At 72.4% G+C, this 15,973-nt stretch carries 18 protein-coding genes; 6 read left to right on the forward strand and 12 right to left on the reverse strand.

Annotation, left to right across the window (positions count from 1 at the left end):
- Window position 1: 1 nt before the first annotated feature.
- The 3 genes from QQK26_RS06935 to QQK26_RS06945 are packed head-to-tail and all read left to right on the forward strand — an operon-like array spanning window position 2 to window position 2,670.
- On the forward strand, window positions 2–982 hold the full coding sequence (locus QQK26_RS06935; protein ID WP_284231491.1) for a branched-chain amino acid ABC transporter permease: 981 nt from the start codon (window positions 2–4) through the stop codon (window positions 980–982).
- Window positions 975–1,889 (forward strand): ABC transporter ATP-binding protein, encoded by a 915-nt coding sequence (locus tag QQK26_RS06940; protein WP_284231492.1) that lies wholly within the window; start codon window positions 975–977, stop codon window positions 1,887–1,889. Before QQK26_RS06935 ends, QQK26_RS06940 begins: the two co-directional genes overlap by 8 nt.
- Complete coding sequence (locus tag QQK26_RS06945) at window positions 1,882–2,670, forward strand: ABC transporter ATP-binding protein (RefSeq protein WP_284231493.1); 789 nt, start codon at window positions 1,882–1,884, stop codon at window positions 2,668–2,670. The genes QQK26_RS06940 and QQK26_RS06945 overlap by 8 nt, the downstream gene beginning before the upstream one ends.
- 857 nt (window positions 2,671–3,527) lie before the next feature.
- Here QQK26_RS06945 and QQK26_RS06950 read toward each other — a convergent pair.
- The 3 genes from QQK26_RS06950 to groES form a co-directional block, all read right to left on the reverse strand.
- Window positions 3,528–4,823 (reverse strand): ABC transporter substrate-binding protein, encoded by a 1,296-nt coding sequence (locus QQK26_RS06950; RefSeq protein ID WP_284231494.1) that lies wholly within the window; start codon window positions 4,821–4,823, stop codon window positions 3,528–3,530.
- 123 nt (window positions 4,824–4,946) lie between these two features.
- Window positions 4,947–6,218, reverse strand: coding sequence for an ABC transporter substrate-binding protein (locus QQK26_RS06955; protein ID WP_284231495.1), 1,272 nt, complete (start codon window positions 6,216–6,218; stop codon window positions 4,947–4,949).
- A gap of 173 nt (window positions 6,219–6,391) precedes the next feature.
- Window positions 6,392–6,688 (reverse strand): co-chaperone GroES, encoded by a 297-nt coding sequence (groES, locus tag QQK26_RS06960; protein ID WP_284231496.1) that lies wholly within the window; start codon window positions 6,686–6,688, stop codon window positions 6,392–6,394.
- Window positions 6,689–6,822: 134 nt separating this feature from the next.
- Here groES and QQK26_RS16205 point away from each other — a divergent pair, with 134 nt between their 5' ends.
- Both QQK26_RS16205 and QQK26_RS16210 read left to right on the forward strand, forming a co-directional pair.
- Window positions 6,823–7,455, forward strand: coding sequence for a DUF8688 domain-containing protein (locus tag QQK26_RS16205; RefSeq protein ID WP_348519998.1), 633 nt, complete (start codon window positions 6,823–6,825; stop codon window positions 7,453–7,455).
- On the forward strand, window positions 7,362–8,018 hold the full coding sequence (locus QQK26_RS16210; RefSeq protein WP_348519999.1) for a THUMP-like domain-containing protein: 657 nt from the start codon (window positions 7,362–7,364) through the stop codon (window positions 8,016–8,018). The genes QQK26_RS16205 and QQK26_RS16210 overlap by 94 nt, the downstream gene beginning before the upstream one ends.
- An 87-nt stretch (window positions 8,019–8,105) precedes the next feature.
- Here QQK26_RS16210 and QQK26_RS06970 read toward each other — a convergent pair whose 3' ends face one another.
- The 5 genes from QQK26_RS06970 to tsaB form a co-directional block, all read right to left on the reverse strand.
- Window positions 8,106–8,579 carry a DUF4190 domain-containing protein gene (locus QQK26_RS06970; RefSeq protein ID WP_284231497.1) on the reverse strand — a complete coding sequence of 158 codons (474 nt, stop codon included), beginning with the start codon at window positions 8,577–8,579 and terminating at the stop codon, window positions 8,106–8,108.
- A 100-nt stretch (window positions 8,580–8,679) separates the two neighbouring features.
- Window positions 8,680–9,135, reverse strand: coding sequence for a DUF4190 domain-containing protein (locus tag QQK26_RS06975; RefSeq protein WP_284231498.1), 456 nt, complete (start codon window positions 9,133–9,135; stop codon window positions 8,680–8,682).
- Window positions 9,136–9,210: 75 nt separating this feature from the next.
- Window positions 9,211–10,275: a tRNA (adenosine(37)-N6)-threonylcarbamoyltransferase complex transferase subunit TsaD gene (tsaD, locus tag QQK26_RS06980; protein WP_284231499.1), complete on the reverse strand. Its 1,065-nt coding sequence runs from the start codon at window positions 10,273–10,275 to the stop codon at window positions 9,211–9,213.
- Window positions 10,272–10,769 (reverse strand): ribosomal protein S18-alanine N-acetyltransferase, encoded by a 498-nt coding sequence (gene rimI / locus QQK26_RS06985; RefSeq protein ID WP_284231500.1) that lies wholly within the window; start codon window positions 10,767–10,769, stop codon window positions 10,272–10,274. Before rimI ends, tsaD begins: the two co-directional genes overlap by 4 nt.
- The gene (gene tsaB / locus QQK26_RS06990) at window positions 10,766–11,389 is read right to left on the reverse strand and encodes a tRNA (adenosine(37)-N6)-threonylcarbamoyltransferase complex dimerization subunit type 1 TsaB (protein WP_284231501.1); all 624 of its coding nucleotides are present in this window, start codon (window positions 11,387–11,389) and stop codon (window positions 10,766–10,768) included. The genes rimI and tsaB overlap by 4 nt, the downstream gene beginning before the upstream one ends.
- A 98-nt stretch (window positions 11,390–11,487) precedes the next feature.
- Here tsaB and QQK26_RS06995 point away from each other — a divergent pair, with 98 nt between their 5' ends.
- A complete protein-coding gene (locus QQK26_RS06995) occupies window positions 11,488–12,054 on the forward strand; it encodes a hypothetical protein (RefSeq protein WP_284231502.1) in 567 nt (188 codons plus the stop codon).
- On the opposite strand, the gene tsaE is transcribed toward QQK26_RS06995, so the two are convergent.
- The 4 genes from tsaE to glmS are packed head-to-tail and all read right to left on the reverse strand — an operon-like array spanning window position 12,023 to window position 15,874.
- Window positions 12,023–12,541: a tRNA (adenosine(37)-N6)-threonylcarbamoyltransferase complex ATPase subunit type 1 TsaE gene (gene tsaE, locus QQK26_RS07000; RefSeq protein ID WP_284231503.1), complete on the reverse strand. Its 519-nt coding sequence runs from the start codon at window positions 12,539–12,541 to the stop codon at window positions 12,023–12,025. The genes QQK26_RS06995 and tsaE overlap by 32 nt on opposite strands.
- Window positions 12,538–13,647 (reverse strand): alanine racemase, encoded by a 1,110-nt coding sequence (alr, locus tag QQK26_RS07005; protein ID WP_284231504.1) that lies wholly within the window; start codon window positions 13,645–13,647, stop codon window positions 12,538–12,540. The genes tsaE and alr overlap by 4 nt, the downstream gene beginning before the upstream one ends.
- On the reverse strand, window positions 13,644–14,021 hold the full coding sequence (locus tag QQK26_RS07010) for a holo-ACP synthase (protein WP_284231505.1): 378 nt from the start codon (window positions 14,019–14,021) through the stop codon (window positions 13,644–13,646). The genes alr and QQK26_RS07010 overlap by 4 nt, the downstream gene beginning before the upstream one ends.
- The gene (gene glmS, locus QQK26_RS07015; protein ID WP_431307991.1) at window positions 14,018–15,874 is read right to left on the reverse strand and encodes a glutamine--fructose-6-phosphate transaminase (isomerizing); all 1,857 of its coding nucleotides are present in this window, start codon (window positions 15,872–15,874) and stop codon (window positions 14,018–14,020) included. The genes QQK26_RS07010 and glmS overlap by 4 nt, the downstream gene beginning before the upstream one ends.
- Window positions 15,875–15,973: the final 99 nt, after the last annotated feature.

Consider the following 15,973-nt stretch of genomic DNA (forward strand, 5'->3'; position numbering starts at 1 on the left):
CATGGACTTCCTCTTCGTCATCAACCAGGCCCTCGGCGTCGCGCTCAGCCCGACCACGGCGGCGTACGCGCTCGCGGCGATCGGCATCGGTGTGCACTTCGGCTACGCCGGACTGCTCAACTTCGGTCAAGCGGGCTTCATGGCCATCGGCGCCTACGCCTTCGGCATCACCACGCTCTCGCTCGACTTCCCGTTCCCGCTCGCGTTCCTGTCGGCGATCGTCGCCAGCGTCGTGTTCGCGCTCATCCTCGGCATCCCGACGCTGCGGCTCCGCGCGGACTACCTCGCCATCGTCACCATCGCGGCGGCCGAGATCGTGCGCTACATCGTCTCCACGACCGGTCTGTCGAGCGTCACCGGCGGCGCGAGCGGCCTGAGCGCCTTCGCGCGCAGCTTCCAGTCGTTCAACCCGCTGCCGGGCGGCAGCTACGGCTTCGGCCCGTGGACGTACTCCCGCGCCGAGTTCTGGGTGTTCCTCTGGGGCTGGGGCCTCGTCGCCATCGCGACGGTCATCGTGTGGCTGCTGATGCGGTCGCCCTGGGGCCGCGTCGTCAAGGGCATCCGCGAGGACGAGGATGCGGTGCGCAGCCTCGGCAAGAACGTGTACGCCTACAAGATGCAGGCCCTCGTGCTCGGCGGCGTCTTCGGCTCGCTCGCCGGTGTGATCTTCATCCTGCCCCGGGCCATCCAGCCGACGAACTACGCGACGACGCTCACGTTCTTCACGTGGACGATCCTGCTGCTCGGCGGCGCCGCGACGGTCTTCGGCCCCATCATCGGCTCGATGATCTTCTGGGTGCTGCTGGTGCTCACGGAGGGCGTCATCGGCGGCCTGGTGCGCGCCGACGTCATCACCTTCCTCGACACGACCCAGGCGGGCCAGATCCGCTTCGTGCTGCTCGGCCTCGCGTTGATCCTGCTGGTCGTGTTCAGACCGCAAGGCATCTTCGGCAACAAGAAGGAGCTGTCGTTCAATGTCTGAGACCACCCTCACGCATCCGCTCGTCGACGGCCCCGTCGGCCCCGGCTGCAAGAAGGTCGACCCGATCGTCGTCGCCGACGGCGTCGTGCGCCGCTTCGGCGGCAACACGGCGGTGAGCGTCGACCACGTCGAGATACCGCGCGGTCGCATCACGGCGCTGATCGGCCCGAACGGCGCCGGCAAGACCACCTTCTTCAACCTGCTGACGGGCTTCGACAAGCCCAACGAGGGCGACTGGAGCTTCAACGGCCAGAAGCTCGGCAACGTGCCGGCCTTCAAGGTCGCCCGCCGCGGCATGGTGCGCACCTTCCAGCTCACCAAGTCGCTCGGGCGGCTGACGGTGCTGCAGAACATGCTGCTGGGCGCCACGAAGCAGCCCGGCGAGAACCTCTTCGCGGCGCTGCTCAAGCCGCTCTGGCGCTCGCGCGAGGAGGAGATCACGGTGCGCGCGGACGATCTGCTGCGGCGCTTCAAGCTCGACGCCAAGCGCGAGGACTACGCGGCCTCGCTCTCCGGTGGCCAGCGCAAGCTACTCGAGATGGCGCGCGCGCTCATGAGCGAGCCCGAGCTGGTCATGCTCGACGAGCCGATGGCCGGCGTCAACCCGGCGCTGACGCAGTCGCTCCTCGGGCACATCAAGGAGCTCAAGAACGACGGCACCTCGGTGCTCTTCGTGGAGCACGACATGCACATGGTGCGGCACATCTCCGACTGGGTGATCGTGATGGCGGAGGGCAAGGTCGTCGCGGAGGGTCCGCCGGAGACCGTCATGGACGACCCCGCCGTGATCGACGCCTACCTCGGCGCCCACCACGACACCGACCTCGGCGACATGATCGAGCAGAAGAGCGTCACCGAGCGCGCGCGCCGCGTCGAAGCCAAGGAAGCGAGCCTCGCCGATGACTGAGTCCACCGCCGCGCCCACCAAGGTGGTGCTGCGCACCGACGAGCTCGTGGCGGGTTACCTGCCCGGCGTGAACATCCTGAACGGCGCGTCGATCGATGTGCACGAGGGCGAGCTCATCGGCATCATCGGCCCGAACGGCGCCGGCAAGTCGACCCTGCTGAAGGCGATCTTCGGCCAGGTGGGCATCCGCGGGGGTGGCGTCTACCTGCAGGGCGAGGAGATCACCTCGCTGAAGGCCGACAAGCTCGTCACCAAGGGTGTCGGCATGGTGCCGCAGAACAACAACGTGTTCCCGACGCTCACCATCCAGGAGAACCTCGAGATGGGGCTCTTCCAGCGGCCGAAGGCCTTCGAGGAGCGCTTCGACTTCGTCGTGCAGCTGTTCCCCGAGCTCGCCAAGCGCCGCGCGCAGCGCGCCGGCTCGCTCTCGGGCGGCGAGCGCCAGATGGTGGCGATGAGCCGCGCGCTGATGATGGACCCGTCGGTGCTGCTGCTCGACGAGCCGAGCGCCGGCCTCTCCCCCGTGCGCCAGGACGAGACCTTCCTGCGGATCGCCCAGATCAATCGCGCGGGCGTCTCCGTGCTGATGGTGGAGCAGAACGCGCGCCGCTGCCTGCAGATCTGCGACCGCGGCTACGTGCTCGACCAGGGCCGTGACGCCTACACGGGCACCGGTCGGGAGCTGCTCGACGACCCCAAGGTCACCGAGTTGTACCTCGGCACGCTGGCGAAGGACGTCGACGCGGAGCGCGCGGCGGCGAAGCGTCCCGAGCTCGACTGACGACGTCCGCAGCCGGAGGGCCGTCCCGCAGCGCGGGGCGGCCCTCCGTCGTCCTGCAGCGCGTGGCAGCCCTCCGTCGTCCCGGGCGGATGCACGACAGTCCGCTCCGGGCGAGCTGCCCGTCGGGCTCAGCGACCCGATGCTCCGCGCAAGCCCGCCCGGCGTCATCTCGTTCGATTCGGAGGAGATCCGGCGCCGCCGACCGGGCGCGACCCCGTGGACGCGAGGATCGCACAGGCCAGCGCATCCGCACGGCATGGAAACTCCTCCGTTCCGCACACCGCTGACCGGTCGAACACCCCGCAGCGGGACGGCTCCCGCGCATCGGCGGCAGTTGCCGGGGGGGGGTGGGGTGTCGGCAGGATGCGGCGGTAGCGCTGCGGCAGCGGCGGGGCGGAGGCGGGGCAGCGGGGCGGCACGGCAGCGAGGCGGCACGGCAGCACGGCAGCGGGGCGGCACGGCAGCGGAACGGCACGGCGGCACGGCGGCGGGGCGGACGACGGACACGCGCTGCAACGGAGCGAGGATTGGCACCTCGCGTCGGGTCCGCTTCGCTGGGCACTCCGGCCTCGTCACCGGTCCCGTTCGAAACGGAGGAGGTCACGTGGCAGCGATCCTGCGACAGCCCGCGGTTGCAGGCCTCCTGCGCCTGAACGCATCGTCAGCGTTCGGCATCTCCTCCGTTTCGTACAGCGCGCGAGCTGGCCGACGGGTCTGGGGAGGGGGTGGCAGACCGCCCGATGCGGGGCGCGGAGCGCAGGAACGAGGTGCACCCGGGCCACGCGTGAGCCGTCACGGCACGGCGAACGGGGCCCCGCCCGAAGGCGGGACCCCGTCCCGGTACCGCTGATCGCTGCTTAGAGCGAGCCCTCGACCGTGGTCTCGAGCGTGTAGGTGTTGTCGGCGCCGTAGCGGTAGATGCCGACCATCGCGCGCGTCGGGTCGCCGTTCTCGTCGAACTCGATCGGGCCGGAGGCGCCGTCGTAGTCGATGTCCGTGCCGGCCTCGAGCAGCGCGGCGCACTCGGCGAAGGTGGCGCACTTGGTGCCGCCCTCGGAGACCGACTGCAGGTTGTCGCGGATGGTGACCGAGGCGTCGTCGCCGCCCTGCATGGCCGCGAGGGCCGACAGGATGACGGCGTCGTAGGACTCCGCCGCGTAGCTGAAGTCCTGCAGCTCGGGGTCGACGGCCAGGAGGCGGTCGCGGAAGTCGCCCGCGGCGGGGTTGCCCGGCAGGGTGCCGGACATGCCCTCGGCCTGCACGTCGATGTCCGTGCCGAAGTTCGACAGGTTGCCGTCCACCAGGTAGACGCTCGACGGGTCGATGCCCTCGTTGTTGAGCAGGATCGGCAGCATGGTCAGCGACTCCTGGAAGCCGATGATGGCGATCGAGTCGACGCCGGCGGAGAGCACCTCGTCGATCTGCGACTGGAACGAGGTCTCGTTGAGGTTGTAGGCGACCTGCGCTGCGACGGTGCCGCCCGCGGCCTCGAAGGGCTCGCTCGTGTACTTCGCGAGGCCCTCGCCGTAGGCGTCGTTGACGTAGATGATGCCCAGCGTGGTGCCGCCGCTGGCCAGGATGTGGTTGGCGAGCGCGTCGCCCTGGATCACGTCGGAGGGCGCGGTGCGCCAGTAGAAGTCGCCGTCCTCGTAGGTCGTGAAGTCGGGCGAGGTGTTCGCCGGCGAGATCTGCACGACGCCGGCCGCGATGAGCTGGTCGATGAACTGGAACGAGACGCCGGAGGACGCGGCGCCGACCACCACGTCGGTGTCGAGGTCGATCAGCTCGGAGGCCGAGTTCGTCGCGATGTCGGTCTCGCCGTCGCCGGAGTCGCGGTGCTCGACCGAGACCTCGAACGGCGCCTCGGTCAGCGTGGCGAAGTACTCGTTGATCTCCTGCTCGGCGAGGTCGACGCCGGCGAACTCGGGCGGGCCGAGGAAGGCGAGGCTTCCGGTGATGGGGAGGACCGTGCCGACGCGCAGCATGCCGTCGGCGGTGGTGCCGTCGCCGGGGACGACCGGTTCCTTGGACTCCTCCGGAGCGGGCGCGTCGCCGGAGGAGGCGCAACCGCTGAGGACGAGGGCGCCGGCCGCGAGGAACGCGGCTCCGGTGACGATCGCCTTGCGGGAGCGGGCGTGGATGGAGATGCTCATCGTGCTCCTAGATTCTTCGGGAGGGCGGCGGCTCTGCCGGCCCCCGCTGCTGAGTTGAACCTAGGGGGCGAAAGGACCCGTCACAATACGCCGTCGTTACGCCCGTGTAACGCGGATCGATCGTTATCGCGCTGAGACCTTCCCGGAGACGAACTGTCCGCTGCGCTGAGGAGCGCCGGAGGCGTCGTAGACGTGCAGCCCGAACGTGCCGCGCTGCGACTCGCCCGCGGCATCGAGGTCGAGCGGTCCGGAGAAACCGTCGTAGTCGATGTCCCGCCCGTCAGCCAGCGCCTCGAGGCAGGCGTCGGCGGAGTCGCACTCCGCGCCGCCGGAGGAGGCCTCCGCGAGCCGCGTCGCGATCGACGCACCGCCGTCGTCACCGGCCATCGCCGCAGCGAGCGCGGCGAGCAGGACCGCATCGTACGTCTCGGCAGCGAACGCGGTGCCGAGCACGGCGGGGTCGACCTCGCGCAACCGCTGCACGAACGATTCGCCGGGCTGCGCCCCGATGCCCAGTCCGTGGGCGCCCTCGAGGGCGCCGGGCTCGACGAGCGGGCCGTAGTCGGCGAGGTTGCCCGCGGTGAACCACAGCTGCTCCGCGTCGACCCCGTGCGCGAGCAGCGCCGTCGCGAGGGCAGCGGTGCGCTCGAGCTGGTCGCCGCCGGTGGCGAGCACGACCGCGGTCGGCTCGCGCCCGGCGAGATCCGCCGCGAGCTCCTCGGTGCCGTCGTCCAGCGGTTCCGAGGCCACGAGCGCACCGCCGGCCGCCTCGAGGTCGAGCGAGAGCCGCTCGTCGAGCTCTCGGCCGAGCTCGTCGTCCTGCCGCACGAGCGCGACGCGCGCGTCGTCGTCCTCGACGAGCAGCCGCTTCGCGAGGGCGGAGCCCTGCAGACCCGCGGACGGGACCGTGCGAGCGAGCAGGCCGTCGTCGTCGAGCGCGCCCAGGCCGGGCGCGGTCGCCGACGGTGTGATGACGGCGACACCGGCCTCGACGGCGAGGGGCAGCACCCGTTCGACGAGCACGGAGGAGGCCGGCCCGATCACGACGTCGACGCCGTCCTCGACGAACTCGCCGAAGGCGGTCTCGAGCTGGTCGCCGGCCGCATCGCCGCTGTCGCGGTGGACGAGCTCGATGGGAGCGCCGCCGACGCCACCGGCCTCGTCGACGTCCCGCGCGGCGAGCTCGGCGGCGGCGACCATCGCGGGTCCGAGCACGGCGGCCTCGCCGCTGGTCGGCAGCAGGGTGCCGATGGTGAGTACGCCGTCGCCGGTCGGCTCGGGCGCGCTCACCGTCCGATCGGCGGGCTCGGGCACGACCTCGGCGGAGCAGCCGGCGAGTGCGGCGATGAGCAGCGCCGGCACGGCCGCGCGCAGGATTCGATGCGGACGCGGCATGCGCGATGGGTCCTCTCAGCGGGGCGGGATCTGCGTCACTGTAACGCGCATCCGCTCGTCCGCCCGGCGCGCCGCGGACCCCCAGAACGAGCGTGCGGGCGCGGTGCCGCCGCCGGGGACGACGAAGGGCCCGCAGGCGGGAAGCCTGCGGGCCCTTCGAGCAGACGGATGCGTCAGCGCACGACGACCGCGAGCACGTCGCGGGCCGAGAGCACGAGGAAGTCGTCGAGACCGACCTTGATCTCGGTGCCGCCGTACTTGGCGTAGAGCACGCGGTCGCCGACGGCGACGTCGAGCGGCACGCGGTTGCCGTTGTCGTCGATGCGGCCGGGGCCGACGGCCACGACCTCGCCCTCCTGGGGCTTCTCCTTGGCGGTGTCGGGCAGGACCAGGCCCGAGGCCGTGGTCTGCTCGGCGTCGACCTGCTTGATGACGATGCGATCTTCGAGCGGCTTGATGGCGACCGACACGGTTGACCTCTTCTTTCTAGGGATCAAGAACTGGGTTGGGCGACGTCTCGCGACGACCCCTCGACCACTGTACGGAAGCGCTGGCACTCACGCAATGCGAGTGCCAGTGGGTGTCGCGATGCGACGATGGTCGGATGGATCGCGACGAACTGCTCGAGGTGCTCTCGCCGGCCGGACTGCGGCTGCTCGACGCACTGCCGCCCTACGAGTCGCAGACCGACGTGGTGCGGCTCGTCGGCGCGCTGCGCAAGGCCGGCCACGCGGCGGGAACCGTCGCCGCAGTGCTCAGCCAGGCCAAGCTACGCCGCAAGGCCGCCGCCAAATTCGGCCCCTTCGCCGAGCGGATGCTCTTCACCGAGGCCGGTCTCGAGCAGGCCACCCGCCTGCGGGTCGCAGCGCTGCACGCCGGTCGCTTCCGCGACGCGGGCGTCGCCTCGGTCGCCGACCTCGGCTGCGGCATCGGAGCGGATGCGCTCGCGCTCGCGAGCCTGGACCTCGACGTGCACGCCGTCGAGCGCGACGAGGTGACCGCCGCCATCGCGGCCTACAACCTCGCACCGTGGTCGAACGCGACGGTGACGCAGGGCGACGCGCTCGCGCATCCGCTCTCCCCGGCCAGGGCGTGTACCTCGACCCGGCGCGACGCACGGCGGGCACGCGCAACACGGCCCGGGTGGCCGATCCCGCGGACTGGTCGCCGTCCTTGCACGACGCCTTCGCGTTCGGCGCGGAGCGGCCGACCGGCGTCAAGCTGGGCCCCGGTGTAGACCGGGATCTGCTGCCGGATGGGGCCGAGTGGCAGTGGGTCTCGGTGGACGGCGAGGTGGTCGAGGCCGGCGTCTGGTTCGGACCGCTCGCGCGCGACGGCGTGCGCCGCTCGGCGCTCGTGCTGCGCGATGGCACCGGCGCCGAGCTGACCGGATCGGCGGACGCCGAGGACGAGCCCGTCGTCGGCCTCGGGCGCTACCTCTACGAACCTGACGGCGCCGTCATCCGCGCGCGCCTCATCGGCGACCTCGCCCGATCGCTGGGCGCCGGCATGCTGGCCGATCGGATCGCCTACCTCAGCGCCGACGAGCTGCGCCCGACCCCCTTCGCGCAGGCGTTCGAGGTGCTGGAAGAGGTGCCGTTCCAGGAGAAGGCCATCGCGAAGGCGCTGAGCGCTCGCGGCATCGGCCGGCTCGAGATCAAGAAGCGCGGCGCGGACGTCGACCCCGCGAGGCTGCGGGCGTCGCTGAAGCCCAAGGGCCCGGAGGAGGGCACCCTCATCGTCACGCGCATCGGGGAGCGGCACCGGGCGCTGCTCGCGCGGCGCGTCGCGACGGAGTAGCAGCGGCGCTTCGGGGGCACCACCGGCGCACACGGCGACGGGCGCCGCTCCCGGAGGAGGCGGCGCCCGTCATCGGTCTGCTGCGGCTCAGTAGTCGTAGGTGAACTCGGGCTGCGTGGCAGCCCAGGAGAAGAAGACCACGGCGGCGATGATGCCGATGATCGTCAGCGCCGTCAGCACGTAACCGGTGATGAGACCGCCGAGCGCGAGCCCGCGGCCGTTCTCGCCGGTCTTCTTGATCTGCGAGAGCGCGATGTGGCCGGTGATGATGCCGACGATCGCCGAGATGCCCGTGATGAGGCCGGCGAGCGATGCGATCAGCGAGACGATCGCGAGCGTGTTCGTCTTCTGACCCTGCTGCTGGTAGCCGTAGGCGGGCGCCGAGGCGTAGGGCTGCTCCGGCTGCGCGTACGGGTTCTCCGGCGGGGCCGCGTGCTGCTGCGGCTGCTCGGGAGCGGCGTAGGGGTTCTGCGCCTCGCCGGCGGGCGGGCTGTAGGGCGGCGGGGTCGGCGCGGCGTTCTGCTCCGGTCGCGGCTCGGACGGGTTGTTCGGGTCGGACATGACTCGCTCCTCGGTTCTGGACTGGGTCAATCGTTCCACTCGTGCGGAAGCGCTGTCAACGCGCGCCGGGCCTGCGCACAGCGGAGGCCCGGCGCGGACATCAGGCGGTTCCGAGCTCGCCGTTCGTGCCGAGCAGTGCGAGGAACGGCACGGCCAGCCCGAGCACCATGGCGATGACGAAGAAGAGGATCGCCAGCACCGTGAAGCCGACGAAGACGTAGCCGATGATGAGGCCGGCCAGCGCCATCCCCCGACCGCCCTCGCCGGTGCGCTTGATCTGGCCGAGCGCCATGTGCCCGGTAATGACGCCGGCGATCGCGGTGACGCCGAGCACGAGCGTCGCCAGCGACGAGACGAGCGACACGATGGCCAGCGTGTTGGTCGGGGGCGCCACGGGGTAGCCGTAGCCGGGCTGCTGCCCATAGCCGGGCTGCTGCCCATAGGCGGGCTGCTGATAGGGCGGAGGCGCGTAGGGCTGCACGGGCTGCTGGTACGGCTGCTGCGGCGACTGGTACTGCGGCTGCTCGCCCTGCGGCGGCTGGTACGGGTTCGTCATGATGCTCCTCGTCTCGACGCTCATGCTCCCAGCAGTGCGCGACCCCGGTCAACGGGCAGGGCTGCCCGTGGCTCGTCAGACCTGGACGCTGGTGACCGGCAGCGTCGAATCCGCCCCGAAGCCGAGCTCGGAGGGTGCCCGCCCGGCCATGACCAGCTGGGCGCCGAGGGCGGCGATCATGGCGCCGTTGTCGGTGCAGAGCGACAGCGGCGGGATGCGCAGGGCGACACCTGCCGCATCCGCCCGTTCCCGGGCCAGCTCGCGGACGCGGGCGTTGGCGACGACACCGCCGCCGAGCAGCAGGCGCGGCACGCCGAGATCGCGGCACGCGTTGATCGCCTTCGTGACGAGCACGTCGGCGACGGCCTCGCGGAAGCTCGCGGCCACATCCGCCACCGGCACCTCGCGGCCCTCGGCGCGGCACTGCTCCACCCAGCGGGCGACGGCCGTCTTGAGCCCGGAGAACGAGAAGTCGTAGCGGTGCGCGGCCATGTCCTTCGGCAGGCTGAGCCCGCGGGGGAAGCGGATGGCCCCCGGATCGCCCTGCGCCGCGATGCGGTCGATGTGCGGGCCGCCCGGATAGGGTAGGCCCAGCAACCGGGCGACCTTGTCGAAGGCCTCCCCCGCCGCGTCGTCGATGGTCTCGCCGAGCAGCTCGACGTCGTCGACGAGGTCGCGCACGAGCAGCAGCGAGGTGTGGCCGCCCGAGACCAGCAGAGCCACCGTGGGCAGCTCGAGCTCGGTGTCGTCCTCCCGCAGCACGTCGGCGCCGACGTGCCCGACCAGGTGGTTGACCGCGTAGAGCGGCAGCTCGCGGCTGAGGGCCAGCGCCTTCGCCGCGCCGACGCCGACCATGAGGGCGCCGGCGAGGCCCGGACCGGCGGTCACGGCGATGCCGTCGAGATCGTCGAAGCCGACGCCGGCCTCCGCGAGCGCCGCCTCGATCGTCGGCGTGATGGCCTCGAGGTGCGCCCGCGCGGCGACCTCGGGCACGACCCCGCCGTAGCGGGCGTGCTCCTCCATCGAGGAGGCGATGACGTTGGACAGCAGCGTCTGGCCGCGCACGATGCCGACGCCGGTCTCGTCGCAGCTCGTCTCGATGCCGAGGATGAGCGGTTCGGGGTTGGCGGGCTTCGTCATCCGAGGACCTCCTGGCCGATCGCGGGGGCGGGGCGCGGCGGCGACAGCACGAGCTCCTGCACGAGCGCGTCGACGTCGTCGGGCTGGTAATACCGCGGGCGCACGGCGATAATCTCGAAGCCGAGGCTCGCGTAGAGCGACTGCGCGACCGGGTTGTCGGCGCGCACCTCGAGCAGCATCCGCGGGACGCCGCGCTCCCGGGCCCGGGCGAGCAGCGCCTCCATGAGGGTGCGACCGAGCCCGCGCCCGCGTGCGGCCTCGTCGACGCCGATGGTCTGGATCTCGCCGAAGTCGCCGCCGACGGGCAGCGCAGCGCCCGCGTAGCCGAGCAGCGCATCGGCCTCGTCGACGGCGGCGAGGTAGTGCCCGTGCGGGCTCGCCAGCTCGAGACGCATCGTCTCGCGCGACCAGGCGTCGGAGACGAAGAGGCGCTCCTCGAGCGCCATGATCGCATCCAGGTCGGCCACGCTCGCCGTGCGGAGGGCGACGCTCATCGTCCGACCGGGCGCGCGCCGGAGTTCGCGGCGCTCACGGTGACGTCCGGCGAGCGCAGGTAGAGGGCGTCGGCGGCGGGCAGGTCGCGCCCGGCGGCGAGCGCCCGCGCGGCCCAGCGCCCGACGAAGGCCGCGGAGACCCACTCGGCGTCCCAGCGCGCATCGTCGTCCGCCAGCTCGGCGAGCGGCACCAGCACGGGACCGGACGAGCGGATGGGCAGGCCGTCCGCGTCGAGGCCCGCGTACTCGGAGCGGTAGCGCTCCCTGCGACGCGCATCCGTCGTCACGGTGAGGGGGCCGTCGTGCCGCTCGTGCCATTCGAGGGCGAGCGCGTCGTGGCTGACGACGGGCAGCAGCCGGGCGCCGGCACCGAGCGCGAAGACGCGGCCGGCGGCGATGCCGACCCGCAGGCCGGTGAACGGACCGGGACCGACGCCGATGGCCACGCCCGTGATGTGCGAGGGTCGCAGGCCCGCATCCGTCAGCACCTCGCGCAGCAGGTCGCCGATCGCCTCGGCGTGCCGGCGGCTGTCGCGAAGGGTGCGCTCGGCACGCACAGCGCCGCCCGGATCGACGATGGCGGCGCTGCTGCCGGCGGAGGTGTCGAGAGCGAGCAGCACCTCACGATTCTAGACGTTCGCGGCACGTGCCCCTTCCCGGTGCGTCCGCTCGCGAGCCGCCGTAGGCTATCCGCAGAACGAAGCGGCAGGGGGATGTCATGGTTCGCAGACCGATCGGGGGCGTCGTCGTCGCCATCGCCCTCGCGGTGCTCACCGCGTGCTCGGCGCCGGCCGAGCAGACCGAGGCGAGGACATCACCGACACCCACGTCGTCGACGCCCTCGGCGAGCCCGAGCCCCGGCGGGTGCGAGGCGATCCTCGGAGCGGCAGAGGCGACGAGCATCCACATGAGCTCGGTCCTCGACGCGGTCGACCGGGACGAGGATCCCGAGGACCCGACGGCCGAGCTGACACCGTTGCTCGAGGTGCTGCGCACCGAGGCGGCCGAGCTCGGGAACGCCGAGGTCCAAGCGTCCGTGGAACGGCTCGCCGCTGCAGCTGTCGGCATCGACGAGGGTGCCGCCGAGATTCGCGCAGCCCGTCTCGCGGTCGATCTCGCACTCGCGCAGATGGAGTCCGCCGAAGCCGATCCTGCGGTCGTGCAGGCCGGTCTCGAGGCGATGGGGGTCGCGAACACCGCCCTGCGTCAGGGGGCGGACAAGGTCGGGGCGTCCGGCGCGGAGTTCGTCACCGCTATCGAGGAACTGGGCGGTCGCTGCCGGTAGCGACCTGCGGCAGCTGCGCCCAGCGAGGGCCGTGGCCCGTGAGGGTCACGATGCGGGGTTCGACGGGCTCCTCCCCCTCGGCGAGCGGCGTCTCCGCGCCGACCGGACGGCGGATCTCGAGCTCGAGCCAGGAGTCGCTCACCCCGTCGAGCATGCCCGCGGCCCATTCGACGACCACCACGGAGGCCGGGTAGTCGATGTCGAGGTCGTCGAGTTCGAGGGCGCTGGCGAGCCGGTAGGCGTCCACGTGCACGAGCGGCGCGCCGCCGACCTCGCTCGGATGCGTGCGCGCCAGCACGAAGGTGGGGCTCGTCACCGCACCGCGCACGCCGAGTGCCGCGCCGACGCCTCGGGTGAAGGTGGTCTTGCCGGCGCCCAGCTCGCCGTTCAGCGCCAGCAGGTCGCCGGCGCGCAGGTGCGCGCCGATGCGCTCGCCGAGTGCGGTCATCGCCTCGGGGGTCGCGACCTCGATCTCGATGCGGTTCATGCCCCTCCCTCGTAGCGGCGCGGCACGCGCGGCCCGATGCGCGTGACGATCTCGTAGTCGATGGTGCCGGCCGCATCCGCCCAGTCCCTCGCACCCGGCTCGCCGCCCGCGGGGTCGCCGAAGAGCACGGCGATGTCGCCGACCGCGACGGGGTGGTCGCCCACGTCCAGCACCAGCTGGTCCATCGCGATGCGCCCCGCGACCGGGAAGGTCCGGCCGCCGACGCGCACCGGCCCGCTGCCCGACGCCTGCCGCGGCACGCCGTCGGCGTAGCCCAGCGGGACCAGTGCGAGCGTGCTCTCACGGGACGTGCGATGGGTGAAGCCGTAGCTGACGCCGTGGCCCGCCGGCACCCGTTTGACGGCCACGACCGGCGCGCTGAGCCGCATCGCCGGGCGCAGGCCCAGCTCCGCTCCGGTGATGCCGGCGACGGGCGAGTGCCCGTACAGGCCGATGCCGAGGCGCACCAGGTCGAGGCGCGCCTCGGGCAGGAACAGCGCGCCCGCGGTGGCCGCGAGGTGCCGCAGCTCGGGCCGCAGGCCGGCCTCCTCGGCCAGACCGAGCGCGCGCTCGAAGGCGGCCAGCTGCGCGCGGTCCTCGTGCTCGCCGGCCCCGGCGAGGTGGCTGAAGAGGCCGCGGATGCGCGGGCCGCCGGACCGCTCGATCGCGGCGGCGCGCGCGAACAGCGCGGGCCACTCCGCTTCGGCCACCCCGTTGCGCCCGAGACCGGTGTCGAGCTTGAGCTGCACGCTCGGCACCCCTGCGGAGGCCGCGGCCTCGAGCATGGCCGCGGTGCCCAGGCCGAGCTCGACGTCGGCGGCCGCGGCGGCCGTGAAGTCCGGCTGCGGATCGTGGATCCAGGCGAGGACGGGCGCGGTGACACCCGCGGCGCGCAGCGCGAGCGCCTCGACGAGGTCGACCACGCCGAGGTGGTCGGCGCCGCCGCGCAGCGCGGCCCGGGCGGTCTCGACCGCGCCGTGGCCGTAGCCGTCGGCCTTGACGACCGCCATCGCGTGCGCCGTGCCGACACGCTCGCGCAGCAGGCGAGTGTTGTGCTCGATGGCGTCGAGGTCGATGCGGGCCTCGCGACCGGGCTGCAGGCTCACACCGCGCTCCGCTCGGCGACGACGTAGGCCATCGCGAGGCCGCCGTCGTGGCTCAGGGAGAGGTGGAGGGCGTCCGCCCCGCGTTTCGCCGCCGCCGCCGCGATCGCGCCGTGCAGCCGGAAGGACGGCTTGCCGTGCGCATCCGACACCACTTCGATCTCGCTCCACGCGCCGAGGGTCGCCTCGCCGAGGGCCTTGACCAGCGCCTCCTTCGCCGCGAAGCGGGCTGCGAGCGAGCGCACCGGGCGCTCTCGACCGTCGGCGAGCATCCGCTCCCCCGCCGTGAACAGGCGCGGCAGCAGCCGCGGCGTCCTCGCCACGGTGCGCTCGAAGCGCTGCAGGTCGACGAGGTCGACCCCGACGCCGACGATCATGAGCGTCTACTCGACCGTGACGGACTTGGCGAGGTTGCGCGGCTTGTCGACGTCGAGGCCCTTCGCGCTCGCCAGCTCGAGGGCGAACATCTGCAGCGGGGCGACCGCCAGCAGGGGCTCGAGGAACGGGCTGACCAGCGGGATCGGGATGACCTCGTCGGCGTAGGGCAGCACGGCGGCGTCGCCCTTCTCGGCGATCGCGATGACGCGCGCGCCACGGGCGCGGATCTCCTGGATGTTCGAGACGACCTTGGAGTGCAGCTTCGCCGCCCCGCGGGGCTCGGCACCACGACAAACACGGGCTGACCGGGCTCGATGAGCGCGATCGGACCGTGCTTGAGCTCGCCGGCCGCGAAGCCCTCGGCGTGGATGTACGCCAGCTCCTTGAGCTTGAGCGCCCCCTCGAGCGCGACCGGGTAGCCGACGTTGCGGCCGAGGAAGAGCACGGCGCGGGTGTCGCTCATCCAGCGGGCCAGAGTCGCGACCTGCTCCTCGACGCCCAGCACCTCCTGGAACTGCTCGGGCAGCCGGCCGAGGTCGTCGAGCGTCTCGGCGATGCGGTCGTCGGCGACGGTGCCGCGCAGCTGGGCGAACCAGAGACCCAGCAGGTAGAGCGCCACCGCCTGGGCGACGAAGGCCTTCGTGCTCGCGACGGCGACCTCGGGGCCGGCGTGGGTGTAGATCACGGCGTCGGACTCGCGGGCGATCGTCGCGCCCTGCGTGTTGCAGATCGAGAGCGTCTTCGCGCCGAGGCGGGCGGCCTCGCGCACGGCGAGGAGGGTGTCCATGGTCTCGCCGGACTGGCTGATCGAGACGATGAGGGTGCGCTCGTTCACGACGGGGGCGCGGTAGTGGAACTCGTGCGCCAGCTCGACCTCGACGGGGATGCGCGCCCACTCCTCGAGCGCGTACTTGCCGAGCAGGCCCGAGTAGCTCGCGGTGCCGGCGCCGAGCACGACGATGCGGTCGATGCCCGCGAGGACGTCGGCGATGCCGTCGAGCTCCGGCAGGGTGACGCGACCCTCGTGCGCGCGGCCCATGAGGGTGTTGCGCACCGCCTCCGGCTCCTCGCTGATCTCCTTCGCCATGAAGCTGGACCAGCCGCCCTTCTCGGCGGCCGAGGCGTCCCAGGACACCTCGGACTCCTCGCCCTCGACCGCGTTGCCGTCGAAGTCGGTGATCTCGACGGCGTCGGGTCGGATCGTCACGATCTGGTCCTGCCCGATCGCCACGAAGCGGCGGGTGTGCTCGACGAAGGCGGCGACGTCGGAGCCGAGGAAGTTCTCGCCGTCGCCGAGGCCGATCACCAGCGGCGAGTTGCGGCGCGCGCCGACGACCACGCCGGGCTGCTCGCGGTGCACGGCCAGCAGGGTGAAGGCGCCCTCGAGGCGGGCGACGACGCGGCGCAGCGCCTCGGTGAGGTCGCCGGTCTCGCGGTACGCGCGGCCGACCAGCAGCGCCGCCACCTCGGTGTCGGTCTCGCTGGTGAAGTCGTCGCCCTGCGCCAGCAGCTCCGCCTTGAGCTCGGCGAAGTTCTCGATGATGCCGTTGTGGATGAGGGCCAGCTTGCCGTCGTCGCCCAGATGCGGGTGGGCGTTGCCGTCCGTCGGGCCGCCGTGCGTCGCCCAGCGAGTGTGCCCGATGCCGGTGGCGCCGTCGGCGAGCGGATGCGCGATCAGGTCGTCCGCGAGCACCGAGAGGCGTCCGGCGCGCTTGCGCGTCGACAGGTCGCCCTCGGCATCGATGACGGCCACACCCGCGGAGTCGTAGCCGCGGTACTCCAGCCGACCGAGTCCGCCGAGCAGCACGTCGAGGCTGCCACGATCACCGACGTATCCCACGATTCCGCACATGAGGACGATCCTAGGGGCGCGCGCCTGCGCGTCCGGCCCACCCCGCCGCCACGGAGATCGCACCGCTCGCGGCAGCTGCGCGGAGTGCGGGAGCACTGC

It is taken from the genome of Arenivirga flava, from assembly GCF_030161575.1.
Lineage (GTDB): Bacteria > Actinomycetota > Actinomycetes > Actinomycetales > Microbacteriaceae > Arenivirga > Arenivirga flava.